This is a genomic window from Solimonas flava DSM 18980, assembly GCF_000426685.1.
GTDB lineage: Bacteria > Pseudomonadota > Gammaproteobacteria > Nevskiales > Nevskiaceae > Solimonas > Solimonas flava.
The window spans coordinates 418,048-435,296 of the sequence record NZ_AUFV01000001.1 but is presented as its reverse complement, the minus strand read 5'-3'; the positions used below and the strand labels follow the sequence as shown (position 1 = coordinate 435,296).

Genomic DNA, 17,249 nt, shown 5'->3' with positions numbered 1-17,249 from the left:
GCTCGGCCCATGCCGTCTGCCGTGCATACGGTTGAGTCAGCCCGGAGCCGTCATGAAAGACAATCTCGTGGTGTTCTATTCGCGTAGCGGCCATACGCGCCGTCTGGCGCAGCGGCTCGCCGCGCGGCTCGACGCCGACCTCGACGAAATTCACGAGCTGCATCCGCACCGCGGCCTGCTGGGTCTGGCGCGCTGCCTCTATGACGCGCTGCTCGGGCGCGAACCGCCGATCACCGCGCCCACCCAGCCGCCGCTGGGCTACGCCCGCGTCATCGTCGGCGGTCCGGTGTGGGCCGATCATGTCGCCGGCCCGGTGCGCAGCTATCTGACGCGGCATGCCGACGAGCTGCGCCACGTTGCGTTCTTCTGCAGCTGCGCCCACTCGGGCGCGCAGACCCTGGCCGACATGGCCAGTCTCTGCGATCGCGAGCCGGACGCCACGCTGATGATGACGGTGCGCCAGATCGACGAAGGCGGCGCCGTGGCGCTCGACGCGTTCGTGACGGCGCTGCAGCCCGCCGCCGCTCCGGCGGCACCGGCGCCGGCCGCCGGGCCGTCACGCGACCGCGCGGCGTAGCGGCGCGATCGCGCGCTTGGCGAGGTCGAGCAGCGCGAGCATCGTCAGGCTGGCCGCCGGCGCCAGCAGCAGCAGCGGCAGTTCCGGCAGTTCGAAGCCGAACAGCCGGCGCAGCGGCGGCACGAACAGCGCCAGCAGCAGGATCGTCAGCGCCGCGCCCAGTACGCGCCACAGCGCGCGATTGTGCCGCCCGAGCGTGCCGATCGCGGCGACCGAGAAGCTGCGGTTGGCGAAGATCAGCGCGACGTTGGTCATGACCAGGCCGGTGAAGGCGAGGGCGTGGCGCGCGCCGTCCGACAGACCGATGTGCAGCCCGTAGAGATACAGCGCGGTGACGCAGGCGAAGGCGCACAGCCCCTGCAGCAGCGCCCAGCCGAGCACGCGGTGCGAGATCAGCGGCTCCTGCGGATCGCGCGGCGGCCGCCGCATCAGCCCGGGTTCCTCGGGCTCGGCCTCGAACACGATCGAGCAGACCGGGTCGATCAGCAGTTCGAGGAACACGATGTGGATCGGCGTCAGGATCAGCGGCCAGCCGAACAGCAGCGGCAGCAGGGACAGACCGGCGATCGGCACGTGCACGGCGAGGATGTAGGCCATCGCCTTGCGCAGATTGTCGTAGATGCGCCGGCCCTGACGGACCGCCGAGACCAGGGTGCCGAAATCGTCGTCGAGCAGTACCAGCGCTCCGGCTTCGCGCGCGACATCGCTGCCGCGGCCGCCCATCGCCACGCCGATGTGCGCGGCGCGCAGCGAAGGGGCGTCGTTGACGCCGTCGCCGGTCATCGCCACGATTTCGCCGTCGGCCTTCAGGGCCTCGACGATGCGCAGCTTCTGCGCCGGCGAGATGCGCGCGCAGATGTCGGTCTGTTCGAGGCGCCGGCCGAGCGCGCCGGCGTCGAGCGCGTCGATCTCGGCGCCGGTCAGCACTCCGCCGCGCGTATCGAGACCGGCCTGCGCGGCGATCGCGCGCGCGGTCAGCGGATGGTCGCCGGTGATCATCAGCACACGCACGCCGGCGGCGCGGCATTCGGCGATCGCGTCGGCGACGCCGGCGCGCAGCGGATCGGAAAAACCGAGCAGGCCGCGGTACTGCAGCGGCGCGTCGCGCAGCGTGGCCGGCGCCGGCTGCGCCTGCGGCCATTCGCATTCGGCGGCAGCGAGCACGCGGATGCCGCGCGCCGCCATCGCCTCGATGCCCTCGCGCATGCGCGCGCGACCGGCCTCGTCGAGTCCGCACAGCGCCGCGATCGCCTCGGGCGCGCCCTTGGCGGCGAGCCGCAGCGCGCCGTCGCCGGTGCGCCACAGCAGCGCGTAGGCGGGCAGTTCCGGTGTCAGCCCGTACTCCCGGACGATGTGCTCCTCGGCCGGCGGCGGCGCGATGTCGGGCTGGGTGGCGAGGGTTTCGCGCAGCGCGCGATCCATCGGGTCGACCGCTTCCGGCTTGCTGGCGAGCACGGCGACCGACAGCAGGCGCGCCAGCGCCGGCGGCAGCGCGCTGCCGTCCAGCGTCGCGCTCGCGTCGGCCGTCGCCAGCTCGGTGACGCTCATGCGGTTGCGCGTCAGCGTGCCGGTCTTGTCGGTGCACAGCACGGTCGTCGCGCCGAGCGCTTCGACTGCGGCCTGGCGGCGCGTCAGCACGTTCTGCCGCGCCAGGCGCCAGGCGCCGAGCGTCAGGAACACGGTCAGCACCAGCGGAAATTCCTCCGGCAGCATCGCCATCGCCAGCGCGATGCCGGCGAGCAGGCCTTCGAGCCAGCCGTCGCGCCAGAGGCCGTGGATCAGCACGACCAGCGCGCTGACCACCAGGCCGGCGGTCGCCAGGAAACGCACAAGGCCGCGCGTCTGCCGCTGCAGTGGCGAGACTTCGCTGCCGACCGACTGCAGCATGTGGCCGATCTTGCCGATCTCGGTGGCGACGCCGGTCGCGAAGACTTCGCCGACGCCGTCGCCGCGCACCACCAGCGTGCCGGAGTAGGCGCAGCCCGGCGCCGTGATCGAGCTTTCGTCGGGCAGGGCGTCCTCGCCGGCGCGCTTGCCGGCCGGCAGCGATTCGCCGGTCAGCAGCGATTCGTCGGTCTGCATCTCGCGGGCGTACAGCAGACGCAGGTCGGCCGGCACGCGATCGCCTTCGCTGAGCACGACGACGTCGCCGCTCACCACTTCGCGGCCGGGAATGCGGCGCAGCTCGCCGTCGCGGATCACCTGCGCGCGCGGGCTGCCGAGCTCGCGCAGCGCCTCGAGCGCGTTTTCGCTGCGGATGCTCTGCCAGATGCTGATGCCGACCGAGACGCCGGCGAAGGTCAGCAGCAGCAGCGCTTCGCCGAGATCGCCGAGCAGCAGGTAGATCGCGCCGGCGGCGAGCAGCAGGCGGAACATCGGCTCGCGCAGGATTTCGAGTGCGATCTGCAGCGGCCCCTGGCGTCGCGGGCGCGGCAGTTCGTTGGGGCCATCGGCCTGCAGACGCCGCGCGGCTTCCGCCGCCGTCAATCCGCGATGGCGAAGGCCGTTGCCTTCGGTCATGTCCTGTCCTGTGGCCGCTCGGGCCGATGCGCTGGGTTCGGGACGGATTGTCGCGGGCCCGCCATGGTCTGGCCAGCGTCACGCACGGGAATGCGGGGACTTCGCGCACCGCCACGGCGGCGTCGGTAGCCGCCATGCGACGGGAAAAGGCAGCCGGTCCGCCCCGGCGGCCGCGCACCGACACGACGAGGTATCGGTGCGGGCGGCGCCGGTGCGAACGCGGCGGGGAAGCTTACTTGCGCAGCGACTTCTGGAACATGCGGCCGGCCTTCTCGGCGGCGGCCTGCGCGGCGGCATCGGCCTCGGTCGCAGCCTTCTTCGCGGCCTCGGCATCGGCCTTGGCGGCAGCGGCGTCGGACTGCGCGCCCTGCGCCATCGTCAACGCGCGACCGGCGGTGGCCTGCGCCTCGGCGGCCATGCGCTGCGCGTTGTCGGCCTTCTGCGCGGTCTGGTCGAGCAGATCGCGATCGGCCTTGCTGAGCGTCGTGCAGGCGGCCATCGAGGCGCTGAGCAGGACCATGGAAATGAGGGGCAGGTGTTTCATGTCGAAGACTCCGTCGGTGGAAGGGATACCTCAACGACGCCGGACAGCGTCGACCGCGGCATCATCGGCGCGCGGCGCGCGCGCCGCATTGACGATGGTCAAGCGCGTTCGCGGCGTGCCGCGGCTCACGGCCTCGCCGCGACCGCCGGCTCGGCGCTGCGCCGCGTGATCGCCAGCGGCATGCCGTTCTGCTCGGTGCGCGCCTTCTCGACGCGCTGCCAGTCGACGCGCACGACATCCTTGCCGGCGGCTTCGAGCACCGGCGCGACGAGATCGAGGTCGGCGTCGGCGGTCGGCATGTCGCCGTCCTCGACGACGTCGGCAGCGTGCTGCGGCGGATGCACCTCGACGTACAGCTCGCCGTCGCGCCAGCCGAGCTTGTACGGCTGGTCGATGACCGTCACCGGCGTGCCGGGCGCGATCAGCGGATACAGGCGCGCGACATCTTCCGGATACATGCGGATGCAGCCGTGGCTGCCGCGCCGGCCGATGCTGAACGGCTTGTTGGTGCCGTGGATCGCGTAGCCGCTCCAGCCCAGATAGAGCGCGTAATCGCCCATCGGGTTGTCGGGGCCGGCCGGCACCAGCGTCGGCAGGTCCGGATTCTCGGCGCGCTCGGATGCGGTCGGCACCCACTGCGGGTGCTCGCGCTTGCGCGCGACCGTGGTGCGTCCGGTCGGCGTCTCGTAGCCCTCGCGGCCGATGCCGATCGGAAAGCTGACCGGCAGGCCGTCGCGCGGAAAGTAGTACAGGCGCAGCTCGGCGAGGTTGATGACGATGCCGCGCCGCGTGCCCGGCGGCAGGATGTGATCGGCGGGCACCAGCACCGCGCGGCCCTTGCCGGGCAGCCACGGATCGACGTCCGGATTGGCGAGGCGCATCTCGACGTAGCCGACGTCGTAGCGGCGGGCGATGTCGAGCAGCGTGTCCTCGTCGCCGACGAAGGCGTAGTGGCGCATGCCGATCAGATCATCGGCCTGCGCCGCCGCCGGCGCGCCGGCGAGCAGCGCCGCCAGCAGCAGCCACGCCGGTCTCATGCGGCGCTGCGTGCCGGCGAGTTGAGGCGCGCGGTGATCTGCGCGTTCAGCGCTTCGGCCAAGCCGTCGGGCTTGATGACCAGCACGCTGCACGGCAGGTGATCGAGCAGCGCCGCGGCGGTGCTGCCGATGACGATGCGTTCGAGCCGGGTGCGGTGCGTGGTGCCCATCACCAGCAGGTCGGCGCCGACCTTCTCGGCGAAGCCGACCAGCGCCGGCGCCGCCGGCCCGGCCAGGAAGTGGCGCTGCGCGTCCGGCACGCCTTCGGCGTCGGCGAAGGCCTCGAACGCCTCCTCGTGAATCTGGCGCAGGCTGTCGTACAGCTCGCCGGTCAGCGCCGGCACCGCCATCGGCGCCACCGCCTCGATCGGCGCGATCGCCTGGAACGCGTAGGCGAGGTGCAGTTCGGCCTGCGCCGCTTCGGCGATCATCTCGGCTTCGCGCACGACCTTTTCGTTGAGCGCATCGCCGCTGCCGCTCATGACGTCGGCGGCGACCACGATGCGCCGCGGCGTCAGATGGTCGCCGTGTACCAGCATCAGCGGTGCCGGGCATTCGCGCAGCAGCTGCCAGTCGAGCGAGGTCATCAGCAGCCGGCGCAGGCCCTTGTGCGCCTCGGCATCCTTGACGACCAGATCGGCCTTGGTTTCGACGACGTGGGCGAGGATTTCGTCGGCGGCGTGCCGGCTCCAGACCGCCTCGGTCGTGACCTTGATGCCGGCCTGACCCAGTTCCTCGGCCTGCTGCGCGAGCCAGTCGCGACGCTGGCGCAGGAAGGTCTCACGCAGGCCGCGCAGATCCTCGGCGCGCAGGCGCGCGACGAGATCGAGCGTGGCGCTGTGGTCGAACACGGCGATGTGCAGCGCGGCGCCGGTCTCGCGCGCCAGCCACGCCGCCTGCCGCATCGCGGCCGAGCGCTGGAGGTCGGGACGGGCGATCAGCAGGATGCGTTCGTAGGCTTTCATGCGGCTCTCCGGAGCGGAAGTTTTTGTCGTGTCCGCAGCATGCCGGCGCCTGTCGCCGAATGCCTTGACGGGGATCAAGCGCAGTACGCGCCGCCGACGCGCTTGACCCATATCAATGCGGGGTCACGGCCCGCGGCCGAATCTGCAACGACGGCGTCGCCAGAACGATGCCGTGCCGGAGCATCCGGACCCGGTGTCCGGATGCAGCGTGCATTTGCGCTCGCACTGCCAGCCAGACTCTGCGCTCGCGATGGCGGCGCGGTCCTCGATGGACGCGCACCGGCACGATCCACCCACCGTATCCGAGAGTTGCCATGAGCATTCCGCTGACCATCGAATTCCGCCACCTCGACGCCACGCCGGCGCTGGAGGATCTGATCCGCAAGCAGTTCGCCCGCGTCGAGAAGCGCCACGCCGATGTCCTGCGCTGCAATGTCATCGTCGACATCCCGCAGCATCGCCAGCACACCGGCAAGCCGGTGGCGATCGGCATTCACGTCACGCGCCCCGGCGGCACCATCGACACCCGCCACGAGGGCACGCAGGAAGACGCCTACGTCGCGATCCGCGAGGCCTTCGACATCGCCCTGCGCCAGCTCGACAGCGACGCGCAGATCCGGCGCGGCGACGTCAAGCGTCACGCAGCGGACGCCACCTGAGCATGGGCGCATCGGCGATGGGTACGCTGCCATACCGGCACATCCTGTATCTGAGCGGTCCGGCGCCGATGCCGACGCCGGGCCTGCAGCAGGCCACGCAGCTGGCGGGCGCGAGCGCGTGTCCGCTGCGCCTGCTGATGCTCGATCGCTCGCGCCTGATCGATTGCGTCCGGCCGCTGCTCCGCAGCGCCGGCGAAGCCGCGCGCGCCGGCTGGCAGCGACAGGCACTGGCGTCGCTGGAAACCGAGGCGACGCGCGCGCGCCGCCTCGGCGGCGAGGTCAGCGCCGAAGTGCTCTGGTCGGCGCCGCAGCTCGCGCACTGGGTCGAGGCGGTGCAGGCGCGTCACGCCGACCTGCTCGTCAAGGACGCCGGCGGGATCGGTGCCACGGTGCTGTTCGGCGAGCGCGGCGAGGCCGCGCTCGCCGAACGCAGCGGCGTGCCGGTCTATGTCGGCAACGACCGCTCGGCGCATCTGCCGCGGCGGCTGATCGTGGTGTTCGGCTACAACCCGGACGCCGACGCCGTCCGTACCGAGCACGATGCGGCGCGGCTGATCGGGGCCGCGCAGGCCTTCGCGGCCGCCAGCGGCGCGGAACTGCACGTCGCGCTGCTCGGCCATGCGCCGGCCGAGGCCGGCGACGCGCGCGGCACGATGTCGCCGCCGGAACGCGAGACGCTGGCGGCCTACGCCCGCGAAGGCGGCATTCCGGTACGCCATTGCCATCATCGCGACGGCGATCCCGAAACGGCGCTCGCCGCGCTGTGCCAGTCGCTGCCCGACAGCGCGCTCGCCGTCGGCGTACCCGATCGCTCGCCGCAACGCGCCGGCATCCTCGCCGCCGCCGCACGCTACGCGCACGGCCTGCTGCTGGTGCCGCTGGGCGTCGCGCACTGAGCGCGCGCCGCCGCTGGGCCGATGCGCCCGGCGGCGACGCGCTCAGCGCATCGTCAGCACCGCGCTGCCTTCGAGGCGGCCGGCGCGCAGATCGGCGAGGGCTTCGTTGGCGCCGGCGAGCGGATAGATGCGGGTATGCGTGCGCACCGGCACCTTCGGCGCCAGCGCCAGGAATTCATGACCGTCGGTGCGCGTCAGATTGGCGATGCTGCGAATCACGCGCTCGCCCCACAGGCGCTCGTAGTCGAAGGCCGGGATCTCGCTCATGTGAATGCCGGCGCAGACCACGATGCCACCCTTGGCGACGGCGAGCAGGGCCTGCGGCACGAGGCGACCGTCGGCGGCGAAGATGATGGCGGCGTCGAGCGCTTGCGGCGGCAGCTCGTCGGAGGCTCCGGCCCAGATGCAGCCGAGCGAGCGCGCGAAGCGCTGCGTGTGTTCGTCGCGCGGCCGCGTGAACGCGTAGACCTGGCGGTTCTCGCGCACGGCGACCTGGGCGATCATGTGCGCCGCCGAGCCGAAGCCGTAGAGCCCGAGCCGGTAGGCGTCGCCGCAGGCGCGCAGCGCACGGTAGCCGATCAGGCCGCCGCACAGCAGCGGGGCCACCGACAGGTCTTCGTAGCCTTCGGGCAGCGGATAGACGAAATCGGCGCGCGCCAGGCAATGCGTCGCGTAGCCGCCGTCGACGTGATAGCCGGTGAAGCGCGCCTCGTCGCAGAGGTTTTCGCTGCCGCGCCGGCAGTAGCCGCAGTGGCCGCAGGTCGATGCCAGCCAGGCGACGCCGACGCGCGTGCCGACCGCCGGCTCGGCGACGCCGTCGCCGAGCGCCAGCACGCGGCCGACGATCTGATGGCCGGGAATCACCGGGTAGCGGATGTCCGGCAGCTCGCCGTCGATGAGATGCAGATCGGTGCGGCAGACGCCGCAGGCCGAGACCTCGATCAGCACTTCGCCGGGGCCGGGCCTGGGGCACGGCAGCTCGCGTGTGACCAGCGGTCCGCCGCTGTGCTCCAGGACCATGGCCGTGCGCGTCGCCGGAATCGTGTTCATGCGGTGGCTCCGAGCGCGCTTTCCGGTGCTTCGAGGGCGCGCAGCTGCGCGTCGACCGCCGTCGCCAGACGGACATGCAGGTCGATGCCGTTCGAGGGATGGACGATGGTGTTGCAGCTGACGATGGCGCCGGCGCCCGCGGCCTGCAGGCGCACGTAGGCGTCGCCGGCGAACAGCGGGTGCACGGCGATGCACAGCGGCGCGGCGAAGCCCTGTTCGCGCAACCCCTCGACGGCGCCGATCATCGTCGCCGCGGTCGAGACGATATCGTCGACGACGACCGCGCGGCGGCCGCGATGCTGTTGCAGGGCGGCCGGATGGACGAGCACATCGGCGTCGCCGCGGCGCTGCTTGGTGAAGGCCACCGACGGGCAGCCGAGGCGCGCGGCGACGTCGGCGACCCACTGCGCGCTTTCGCCGTCCGGCCCGACCAGCAGCGGCGGTTCGGAGCAGTGCGCGGCGATCCAGGCGGCGACGTCCGGCGCCGCCGCCACGACTTGCGCCGGCACGTCGAAGATTTCGTTCAGGCGGTGAATGCGATGCAGGTGCGGATCGACCGTCAGCACCGCGTCGAACAGCCCCGACAGCCAGCGCGCGTAGTGCCGCGCCAGCGTGCCGACGCCGGGCTCGAAGGCGCGGTCCTGGCGCATGTAGGCCAGATACGGCGCGACCAGCAGCAGGCGCCGCGCGCCGTGTTCGCGCAGCGTCGCCGCGGCGAAGTGCAGCGCCGCCATCTTCGGGTCGGGATCGTTGAGGCTGCAGACCACGATCACGTCGCGCCGCGCCGGGCTCTCCAGCACGCGCATGCCGGTCTCGCCGTCGGGGAAGCGGTGCAGGGCCAGCTCGACCAGATCGCCGCCGCAATGCGTGGCGACGGCGTAGGCGAGCGCGGCGTTGCCAGGCAGCGCGCAGACCAGCGGCGCGGATCTCATGCGGCGGACTCCTCGAGACGGATCACGTCCTGATGCAGATTGGCATAGCTGCCGGCGTAGACCAATTCGCCCGGCGACTCGGCGTGCAGCGTGAACAGCGGCTCGCCGCGTGCGACCTGCTCGCCGAGGTGATGATGCAGCTGCAGGCCGGCGGCCGGCGCGCGCGGTGCGCCGGCCAGCTTGGCGATGCGCGCCAGGCGGCGGTTGTCGATCGCCGCCACGGTGCCGGCGCGCGGCGCGACGAAGACCTGGCGGTAGGCCGCGACCGGCGGTTCGCGCAGGCCGCCCTGGGCCATGCAGATCGCCGTGAACTTGCGCCGCGCCGCGCCGCTGGCGAGCGTCTCGCGGGCCAGCGCGAGGCCTTGTCCGGCGGCCGCGCGGCCGCCCATTTCGAGCAGTTCGCCGGCCAGACGCAGCGAGCGTTCGCGCAGGTCGGCCGGCGCCTGCGGCGCGTTGTCGAGCACGGCCAGCACATCAAGGGCTTCCAGCGCCGGGCCGACGCCGTTGCCGACTGGCTGCAGGCCGTCCGTCTGCAGCACGCGCACCGACAGCTCGAGCGTGCGGCCAACGTCCTCCAGCAGAGCGGCGATGATGTGGGCGTTGTCGGCGCTGCGCACCTTCGCGGTCGGGCCGACCGGCATCTCGACCAGCAGCTGCGTCGAGCCGGCCGCCAGCTTCTTCGACAGGATCGAGGCGACCAGCTGGCCCGGGCTGTCGAAGTCGAGCGGGCGCTCGACGCGGATCAGGATGTCGTCGGCCGGGCTCAGCGACATCGCGCCGCCCCAGACCACGCAGCCGCCCTCGCGTTCGACGACACGGCGCATCGCGGCGACATCGAGTTCGACCGGCGCGAGCATTTCCATGGTGTCGGCGGTGCCGGCCGGCGAGGTGATCGCGCGCGAGGAGGTTTTCGGAATCGTCAGGCCGCAGGCGGCGACGATGGCGACGACGATCGGCGTCGTGCGGTTGCCGGGCAGGCCGCCGACGCAATGCTTGTCGAGCACCGGCGACTGCGTCCATTCGAGGCGCTGGCCGACGTCGAGCATCGCGCGCGTCAGCGCCACCGTCTCGTCGCGCACCAGGCTGTCGCCGCCGCAGGCGGTGATGAAGGCGGCGAGCTCCAGCCCCGAGTAATGGCCGGCGGCGACGTCGCGGATCACCGCCTCGATCGCCGCGTCGGTGAACGGCTGGCCGTAGACCTTGCCGCGCACGAACGCGAACGATTCGATCGGCTCCGGATGCGAGATCTCGACCTCGTCGCCTTCGCGAGCGCCGAGCGCCGCCCAGGCCGCCTCCGACAGTCCGGCCTGGGCGTCGGCGAGCAGCGGATCGTCGACGATGTAAAGCGTCGCCACCAGACTGCGCGCGGCCAGCGTCAGCTTGACGCGCGACTGCGCCTCGAAGCCTTCCGAGCGGCACACCGCGCTGTCGGCGCGCAGGAACACGACCGGCTCCTGATAGGTGTCGATGCCGATGCGGTGCAGGCGTACGCGGTGCGGGCCGTCGTCGAGCTTCGGCGTCGCCGCGACGCGGCGCAGCTCGACGCTCTGCAGATGCTCGGGCACCGTGACTTTCCAGCCGTAGCGCGCCTCGATGCGCTGGCGCATCGCGTCGGCCGCCTGCGGCTCGCCGTGCGTGACGAAGGTTTCCTGCGGCGGCCGCTCGAAGTGCGACAGCCAGTCGAGGATCTCGCCGGCGTCGGCGTGCGCCGACAGGTTGGTCAGCGACTCGACCTCGGCGCGCACCGCGACGTACTCGCCGTGGATGCGGATCGACTTGGCGCCTTCGAGCAGTGCCGCGCCGCGCGTGCCGCCGGCCTGAAAGCCGGCGAGCAGGATGGTGTTGACCGGATCGCTGGCGAAAGCCTTGAGGTGATGGACGACGCGGCCGCCGGTCGCCATGCCGCTGCCGGCGATGATGACCATCGGTCCGTGGCGTTCGTTGAGGCGCTTGGAATCGTCGACGGTGTTGACGATCTTCGCGGCGCTGCCGAGCATCGCGCAGGCCTGCGCGTCGAGCCGGTGTTCGTCGCGATGGTGCAGGTACAGCTGCGTGACGTCGGCCGCCATCGGGCTGTTCAGATAGACCGGCAGGTCGGCGGGAATCGCGCCGCGCTGCTTGAGCACGCTGATCGCGTACAGCAGCTCCTGGGCGCGGCCGACCGCGAACGACGGAATGACGACCACGCCGTTGCGCGCGGCGGTGCGGCGGATGATCGCGGCCAGCTTCTCGAAGTTGTCGTCCGGATCGTGCTGGCGGTTGCCGTAGGTCGATTCGACGACCAGCCAGTCGGCGTCGGCGACCGCGACCGGCGGCCGCATGATGACGTCGTGCGGGCGGCCGAGGTCGCCGCTGAACAGGATCGAACCGTCCGGCGAGCTGACGCGGACCATCGACGCGCCGAGGATGTGACCGGCGAGCAGGAAACGCGCCTTGAAGCCGGCGGCCGGCGCGAACTCATGATCGAAGGGCACCGTCTCGAAGCGTTCGAGCGCGGCCAGCGCGTCGGCCTCGGTATACAGCGGCAGCGCCGGCTTGTGCCGCGAGAAGCGATGGCGGTTGGCGTAATCCGCTTCCTCTTCCTGCAGGCGTCCGCTGTCCGGCAGCATGATGCGGCACAGCTCGTAGGTCGCCGGTGTGCAGAAGATGCGGCCGCGATAGCCCTCGCGCACCAGCAGCGGCAACCAGCCGGAATGATCGATGTGCGCATGCGTCAGCAGCACGGCGTCGAGGTCGGCAGGCGACGTCGGCAGCGGCGACCAGTTGCGCAGGCGCAGGGTCTTGTAGCCCTGGAACATGCCGCAGTCGATCAGCATGTGCGACTGTTCGCGCGACAGAAGGTACTTGGAGCCGGTGACCGTGCCGGCCGCGCCGAGGAATTGCAGGTGCATGAAAGCCCGTCTTGTGATTGTTTTCGTTAGCATGCCGCAGGCCGGATTCCGCCGCATTGATGCAGGTCATCGGCGGCCGGCCGCTTGACTCGCATCAACGACGACGGCGCCGCCGCATGGCCTACTGCCGCCTCGCCACTGGAAGGAGAAAATCTCATGTCGCAGATCAAGCGAATCCTGGTCATCGCCGATGCCGGCATGCGCGAAACGGTCGGCCTGCATCGCGCCGCACAGCTCGCCAAGCGTGCCGACGCACGCCTGTTCCTGCTGATGTGCGCGTTCGACGCGATGATCGACATGAGCCACGAGCTGGCCGGCCGCGAGGTGCAGCGCCTGGCCAAGACGCAGTACCTGGAGCAGCGCCAGCGCTGGCTCGACGAGCGCGCCGCCGAACTCGCCGATCAGGGCCTGCGCGTCGACTGCGAGCTGCTGTGGAGCGCCGAGCCGCACGAGGCAGTGCTGGCGCGCGCGCTGGAGCTCAAGCCCGATCTGGTCATCGCCGATCTGCTGCCGGCGCGCAAGGGCGCCGCGCGCATGCCGATGACGACGCTGGACTGGCGCCTGGCGCGCACCTGTCCGGCGCCGCTGATGTTCGTGCGCCAGGACAGCGCGCCGCTGCCGCGGCACGTGGCGATCGCGATCGACGCCAGCCTCGACCGCCAGGACGCACCGCATCCGCTCAACGAGCGCATCGCCACGACGGCGCTGAAGCTGGCGATGTTCGCCGATGCCGACCTGCACCTCGTGCACGCGTTCCCGTACCGGCGGCCGTCGTTCGTGATCGGCGTGTCCGCCGACCTGCGCAAGCTCTACCAGGACGTGCGCAGCAGTTCGCATGACAATTTCGCGCGCTTCGCCGACGCGCATTCGATTCCGGCCGATCGCCGGCACTGGATCGACGGCGGCGGCGAAGCCGCCGCCGCGCTGGTCCAGTTCGCGCAGGCCGAAAACATCGACCTGATGGTGCTCGGCTCCTCGTACCACTCGATGCTGAGCCGCCTGCTGCTCGGCAGCGCCTCGGAGGGCGTGCTGTCGCGCGCCAGCTTCGACGTGCTGCTGGTCAAGCCCGACAGTTTCGCCGACGAGCTGAAGCGCCACTACAACCTGCCCGAGCTGCAGGCGCGCTACGCCGCGGCGCCCGAGGAAAGCGAAGCATGAACGTACCGCGCCGCATCGGCGTGCTGACCAGCGGCGGCGATTGCGCCGGCCTCAATGCCGTGATCCGCGCCGTCACCGATGCCGCGACCCTGCGCGGCTGGCAAGTGCTCGGCGTGCTCGACGGCAGCGTCGGCCTGTTCGAGCAGCCGCGCCGTTACGTCGAGCTGAATCCGGACGCACTCGACGGGCCGGCGTTCCGCAGCGGCGGCACGCTGCTCGGCACGGTCAGCAGCGGCGATCCGTTCCGCTTTCCGATGCCGGATGGCAGCCTTGCCGACCGCAGCGCCGAATTCACCGCCGGCGTGCGCGAGCTCGGCATCGACGCGCTGGTCGTGATCGGCGGCGACGGCTCGATGCGCATCATGTCGCGGCTTTGCGCGCAGGCCGGGCTGCCGATGCTCGGCATTCCCAAGACCATCGACAACGACGTGCCGGGCACCGACACCGCGGTCGGCTTCGCGACCGCGGTCGGCGTCGTCAGCGACGCGCTCGACCGCTTGCTGCCGACGGCGGCCAGTCACCACCGCGTCATCGTCGTCGAGACCATGGGCCGCGACGCCGGCCACATCGCGCTGCACGGCGGCATCGCCGGCGGCGCCGATCTGATCGTGCTGCCGGAACTCGGCTTCGAGATGGAAGCGATCATCGCCCACCTGCACGAAGTCTTCGCGCGCGGCCGCCGCCATGCGCTGCTGGTCGTCGCCGAAGGCGCCGCGCGTGCGCCGGCTGCCGCGCAGCGCCCGCCGTACGAGAGCATCGGCGGCTGGCTGGCTCGGCAGATCGAGGCGCAGTCCGGCGTGCAGGCGCGCTGCACCGTGCTTGGCCATCTGCAGCGCGGCGGCCCGCCGAGCGCCGAGGACCGTCTGCTCGCGTCCGCGTTCGGGGTGCATGCCGTCGAACTGCTCGCGCAGCAGCAGCACGACCGCGTCGTCGTGCAGCGCGGCGGGCGCATCGACGACGTGCCGCTGGCGACCGCAACCTGTGGTCCGCGTCGCGTCAGCGCCGACGATCCGCTGCTGGGCGTCGCTGCCGGCCTCGGCATTTCGTTCGGCACGCGCCGCACGCTGCGATCCTGAAATACGACGATGGACGCGCGTTGATGGCCGTCAATGACGGCCATCGGGGGCAAGCGGAAGCTGCACCGCATCAACTGCGGAGTGCCGCGTCGTGACCCGAACCATGAAAGCCGCCGTCGTCCGTCGCTTCGGTCAGCCGCTGCGCATCGAAGACGTGCCGGTGCCGCAGCCGGGGCCCGGCGAGCTGCTGATCAAGGTGCTGACCAGCGGCGTCTGCCACACCGACCTGCACGCCGCCGACGGCGACTGGCCGGTCAAGCCGGCGCTGCCGTTCATTCCCGGACACGAGGGCGTCGGCCTGGTCGCCGAGCTGGGTCCGGACGTCGACCGCTTCCGCGTCGGCGATCCGGTCGGGCTGGCCTGGCTGCACGACGCCTGCGGTCATTGCGAATACTGCCGCACCGGCTGGGAGACGCTGTGCGGCGAGCAGCATGACAGCGGCTACAGCGTCAACGGCGCATACGCCGAATACGTGATCGGCCGCGCCGACTACGTCGCGCGCCTGCCGACCTCGTTCGATCCGCTGGCGATGGCGCCGGTGCTGTGCGCCGGCGTCACCACCTACAAGGGCATCCTCGAAACCGAGACGCGGCCGGGGCAGTGGCTGGCGATCTCCGGCATCGGCGGCCTCGGCCACGTCGCGCTGCAGTACGCCAGGGCAATGGGCCTGCGCGTCGCCGCGCTCGACGTCGGCGACGACAAACTGGTGCTGGCGCGCACGCTTGGCGCCGACGCCGTGATTCGCGCCGACGCTGCCGATGCGGTCGAACGCGTGCAGCAGATCACCGGCGGCGGCGCGCACGGCGTGCTGGTCACCGCGGTCTCGCCGTCGGCGTTCACGCAGGCGCTGCAGCTGGCACGCCGCCGCGGTACGGTGAGCCTCGTCGGCCTGCCGCCGGGCGAGTTCGCGACGCCGATCTTCGACGTCGTGCTCAAGCGCCTGACGATCCGCGGCTCGATCGTCGGCACGCGCCAGGATCTCGACGAGGCGATCGCCTTCGCCGCCGCCGGCAAGGTGCGGCCGCAGGTCCGTTCGGCGCGGCTGTCAGAGATCAACGACGTGTTTCGCGAACTCAAGGCCGGCCGCGTCAACGGCCGCGTCGTGCTCGATTTGCGCTGAGCGGTAGGGGCAGGCCGCCGGACGGCGCATGGTGCCGGAAAGACCCCCTGAACGAAGGGGAAATGGACGCCATTTTTTTTGACGCACATCAACATTGCGCCGACAAGGTCATGTCTACTATCCGTCATGTAAGCAGGAGATGACATGGCTACCGCGATCGGCCCGAGCGGCAATCGGCTTCTGGCCCAGGTTCTGGATATCGTCGGCGTGCCGGTGCTGGCGCCGCAGCTGACCCGCGTCAAGCTGAAAGCCGGGCAGGTGCTGCACGAGGCCGGCGTGACGATCTCGTACGTCTATTTTCCGGTCGATGCGCTGATCTCGCTGCTGCAGGTGATGGCGTCCGGCGAAACGACCGAGACGGCGATCGTCGGCAACGACAGCATGATCGGTTCCGAGCTGATGATGGGCGTCGACCGCACGACCAGCCGCGCGGTCGTGCAGTGCGAGGGCACCGCCTACCGCCTGCCGATCGACATCTTCGGCCATGAACTCGACCGCTCGCCGGACGTGCAGCGCGTGGTGCTGGCCAGCGCGCGCGCGCTGATGGTGCAGACCGCGCAGACCGTCGCCTGCAACCGTCACCACGCGCTCAGCCAGCAGCTGTGCCGCTGGCTGCTGCTGAGCGTCGACCGCCTGCCGGGCGGCGAGCTGCACGTCACGCACGAAGGCCTCGCGCACACGCTCGGCGTGCGCCGCGAAAGCGTCACGCTGGCCGCCAGCCGGCTGCGCGACGAGGGCGTGATCCAGTACAGCCGCGGTCTGGTCCGCATCCTCGACCGCCATCGCCTGGAGCGCGACGCCTGCGAGTGCTACCGCATCGTCAGCACGGAATGCGCGCGGCTGCATGAAGCCGCCGCCAAGGCCATTGGACGGCCTTCGGTGTTGCACCGTACGGAAGGCGGCACGCGTTTGTCGGAAATTTCGGCGCACCGTCGACCGGATGCCCGAAACGATGCGCTACGCGCCCCAAAAGACCGTCGTCGCGGCGAACGCCGAACCCCGGTCGACCGCCGCGTCCGCAGCGTGCCCATCGCCTTCGCCGACCGGCGCTCCAGCTTCGACCGGCGCGCCGGCTATCCGCAGCTGGTCGCCCGACCTGAGGCGGAATCTCCTCCTCGCGAGCTTGCCGGATGACGAGGCGCGACGGCTCACGCCGCTGATCGAAACGGTCGCGCTGCGCGCCGGCACGCTGATCTGCGAGTACGAAGGCCCGGTCGAGCACGTCTATTTCCCGACCGGCGTCGCCGTCGGCCTGCTGGCGCCCGGCGAACGCGACGCGGTGCAGGTCGCGCTGGTCGGCAGCGAAGGCGCCTTCGGCAGTCCGCTGATCGACGACCTGCCGCTGTCGCCGCTGCGCGCCGTGGTCCGCACTTCCGGCGCGAGCTTTCGCGTGCCGGTGCGCGAGCTGCGCCGCCAGCTGCCGCACAGCCGCCACTTGCGCGCCGCGCTCGGGCGTTATCTCTATGTGCTGATCGCGCAGATCGCGCAGGTCAATGCCTGCACCTGCCGGCACGGCGTCGAGGAGCGCCTCGCGCGCTGGCTGCTGACCACGCAGGATCGCGTGCAGTCCGATGAGTTCCGTCTCAAGCACCAGACGCTGGCCGACATGCTCGGCGTGCAGCGCACCGGCATCTCGCTGGCGGCGGCGCGGCTGCGCCGGCGCGGCCTGATCCGCTACAGCCGCGGCGTCATCAACATCGTCGACCGCCGCGGTCTCGAAGCCGCGTCCTGCGGCTGCTATGCCTGGTCGCGCGAGGCCTACGTGCGGGCCTTCGCGCCGCAGCTGCAGCCCGCCGTCGTCTTCTGAACCGCTCCGGCCGGCAT

15 protein-coding genes and 1 pseudogene are annotated in these 17,249 nt (G+C 71.4%); 8 read left to right on the top strand and 8 right to left on the bottom strand.

Annotation, left to right across the window (positions count from 1 at the left end):
* The first annotated feature begins 52 nt into the window (after nucleotides 1–52).
* Nucleotides 53–577: a flavodoxin family protein gene (locus K343_RS20540; protein ID WP_051277845.1), complete on the top strand. Its 525-nt coding sequence runs from the start codon at nucleotides 53–55 to the stop codon at nucleotides 575–577.
* On the opposite strand, the gene K343_RS0101870 is transcribed toward K343_RS20540, so the two are convergent.
* From K343_RS0101870 to K343_RS20530, 4 genes are all read right to left on the bottom strand, one after another.
* Nucleotides 557–3,097, bottom strand: coding sequence for a cation-translocating P-type ATPase (locus tag K343_RS0101870; RefSeq protein WP_028006612.1), 2,541 nt, complete (start codon nucleotides 3,095–3,097; stop codon nucleotides 557–559). The two genes, K343_RS20540 and K343_RS0101870, sit on opposite strands and share 21 nt — an antisense overlap.
* A gap of 232 nt (nucleotides 3,098–3,329) precedes the next feature.
* Entirely contained in the window at nucleotides 3,330–3,641 is a 312-nt protein-coding gene (locus tag K343_RS0101865; RefSeq protein ID WP_084615601.1) for an alanine-zipper protein, read from the bottom strand.
* Between the two features lie 125 nt (nucleotides 3,642–3,766).
* Nucleotides 3,767–4,678, bottom strand: a complete 912-nt coding sequence (locus K343_RS20535; RefSeq protein ID WP_043111851.1) for a L,D-transpeptidase family protein — start codon at nucleotides 4,676–4,678, stop codon at nucleotides 3,767–3,769.
* Complete coding sequence (locus K343_RS20530) at nucleotides 4,675–5,643, bottom strand: universal stress protein (protein WP_051277844.1); 969 nt, start codon at nucleotides 5,641–5,643, stop codon at nucleotides 4,675–4,677. The genes K343_RS20535 and K343_RS20530 overlap by 4 nt, the downstream gene beginning before the upstream one ends.
* A gap of 314 nt (nucleotides 5,644–5,957) precedes the next feature.
* On the opposite strand from K343_RS20530, the gene K343_RS20525 reads away from it, so the two are divergent.
* Entirely contained in the window at nucleotides 5,958–6,302 is a 345-nt protein-coding gene (locus K343_RS20525; protein WP_051277843.1) for an HPF/RaiA family ribosome-associated protein, read from the top strand.
* Between the two features lie 17 nt (nucleotides 6,303–6,319).
* Complete coding sequence (locus tag K343_RS0101845) at nucleotides 6,320–7,198, top strand: universal stress protein (protein WP_028006610.1); 879 nt, start codon at nucleotides 6,320–6,322, stop codon at nucleotides 7,196–7,198.
* A 42-nt stretch (nucleotides 7,199–7,240) separates the two neighbouring features.
* On the opposite strand, the gene K343_RS0101840 is transcribed toward K343_RS0101845, so the two are convergent.
* From K343_RS0101840 to K343_RS25255, 4 genes and pseudogenes are all read right to left on the bottom strand, one after another.
* On the bottom strand, nucleotides 7,241–8,248 hold the full coding sequence (locus tag K343_RS0101840; RefSeq protein ID WP_043111847.1) for a zinc-dependent alcohol dehydrogenase family protein: 1,008 nt from the start codon (nucleotides 8,246–8,248) through the stop codon (nucleotides 7,241–7,243).
* Nucleotides 8,245–9,180, bottom strand: a complete 936-nt coding sequence (locus K343_RS0101835) for a ribose-phosphate diphosphokinase (protein WP_028006608.1) — start codon at nucleotides 9,178–9,180, stop codon at nucleotides 8,245–8,247. Before K343_RS0101835 ends, K343_RS0101840 begins: the two co-directional genes overlap by 4 nt.
* Entirely contained in the window at nucleotides 9,177–10,718 is a 1,542-nt protein-coding gene (locus K343_RS25260) for a thymidine phosphorylase family protein (protein ID WP_051277883.1), read from the bottom strand. Before K343_RS25260 ends, K343_RS0101835 begins: the two co-directional genes overlap by 4 nt.
* A pseudogene (locus tag K343_RS25255) lies at nucleotides 10,716–12,071 on the bottom strand (MBL fold metallo-hydrolase RNA specificity domain-containing protein); the annotation flags it as partial. The pseudogene K343_RS25255 and the gene K343_RS25260, both read right to left, overlap by 3 nt.
* Nucleotides 12,072–12,227: 156 nt before the next feature.
* On the opposite strand from K343_RS25255, the gene K343_RS0101825 reads away from it, so the two are divergent.
* The 5 genes from K343_RS0101825 to K343_RS0101805 all read left to right on the top strand — a co-directional run bounded on the left by K343_RS0101825 (nucleotide 12,228) and on the right by K343_RS0101805 (nucleotide 17,232).
* Complete coding sequence (locus K343_RS0101825) at nucleotides 12,228–13,229, top strand: universal stress protein (protein WP_028006607.1); 1,002 nt, start codon at nucleotides 12,228–12,230, stop codon at nucleotides 13,227–13,229.
* Nucleotides 13,226–14,305, top strand: a complete 1,080-nt coding sequence (locus K343_RS0101820) for an ATP-dependent 6-phosphofructokinase (RefSeq protein ID WP_028006606.1) — start codon at nucleotides 13,226–13,228, stop codon at nucleotides 14,303–14,305. Before K343_RS0101825 ends, K343_RS0101820 begins: the two co-directional genes overlap by 4 nt.
* Before the next feature lie 103 nt (nucleotides 14,306–14,408).
* Nucleotides 14,409–15,425 (top strand): alcohol dehydrogenase AdhP, encoded by a 1,017-nt coding sequence (gene adhP / locus K343_RS0101815; RefSeq protein WP_028006605.1) that lies wholly within the window; start codon nucleotides 14,409–14,411, stop codon nucleotides 15,423–15,425.
* A gap of 144 nt (nucleotides 15,426–15,569) precedes the next feature.
* Nucleotides 15,570–16,559, top strand: coding sequence for a Crp/Fnr family transcriptional regulator (locus tag K343_RS20510; protein ID WP_084615598.1), 990 nt, complete (start codon nucleotides 15,570–15,572; stop codon nucleotides 16,557–16,559).
* Nucleotides 16,549–17,232, top strand: coding sequence for a Crp/Fnr family transcriptional regulator (locus K343_RS0101805; protein WP_051277841.1), 684 nt, complete (start codon nucleotides 16,549–16,551; stop codon nucleotides 17,230–17,232). The genes K343_RS20510 and K343_RS0101805 overlap by 11 nt, the downstream gene beginning before the upstream one ends.
* Nucleotides 17,233–17,249 lie beyond the last annotated feature (17 nt).

Coding starts and splice junctions, on each gene's coding strand:
- adhP (WP_028006605.1), top strand. CDS start 14,409: ATGAAAGCCGCCGTCGTCCGTCGCTTCGGTCAGCCGCTGCGCATCGAA.
- K343_RS20535 (WP_043111851.1), bottom strand. CDS start 4,678: ATGAGACCGGCGTGGCTGCTGCTGGCGGCGCTGCTCGCCGGCGCGCCG.
- K343_RS20525 (WP_051277843.1), top strand. CDS start 5,958: ATGAGCATTCCGCTGACCATCGAATTCCGCCACCTCGACGCCACGCCG.
- K343_RS0101835 (WP_028006608.1), bottom strand. CDS start 9,180: ATGAGATCCGCGCCGCTGGTCTGCGCGCTGCCTGGCAACGCCGCGCTC.
- K343_RS0101845 (WP_028006610.1), top strand. CDS start 6,320: ATGGGTACGCTGCCATACCGGCACATCCTGTATCTGAGCGGTCCGGCG.
- K343_RS0101865 (WP_084615601.1), bottom strand. CDS start 3,641: ATGAAACACCTGCCCCTCATTTCCATGGTCCTGCTCAGCGCCTCGATG.
- K343_RS20530 (WP_051277844.1), bottom strand. CDS start 5,643: ATGAAAGCCTACGAACGCATCCTGCTGATCGCCCGTCCCGACCTCCAG.
- K343_RS0101870 (WP_028006612.1), bottom strand. CDS start 3,097: ATGACCGAAGGCAACGGCCTTCGCCATCGCGGATTGACGGCGGCGGAA.
- K343_RS0101825 (WP_028006607.1), top strand. CDS start 12,228: ATGTCGCAGATCAAGCGAATCCTGGTCATCGCCGATGCCGGCATGCGC.
- K343_RS20540 (WP_051277845.1), top strand. CDS start 53: ATGAAAGACAATCTCGTGGTGTTCTATTCGCGTAGCGGCCATACGCGC.
- K343_RS0101840 (WP_043111847.1), bottom strand. CDS start 8,248: ATGAACACGATTCCGGCGACGCGCACGGCCATGGTCCTGGAGCACAGC.
- K343_RS0101820 (WP_028006606.1), top strand. CDS start 13,226: ATGAACGTACCGCGCCGCATCGGCGTGCTGACCAGCGGCGGCGATTGC.
- K343_RS20510 (WP_084615598.1), top strand. CDS start 15,570: ATGGCTACCGCGATCGGCCCGAGCGGCAATCGGCTTCTGGCCCAGGTT.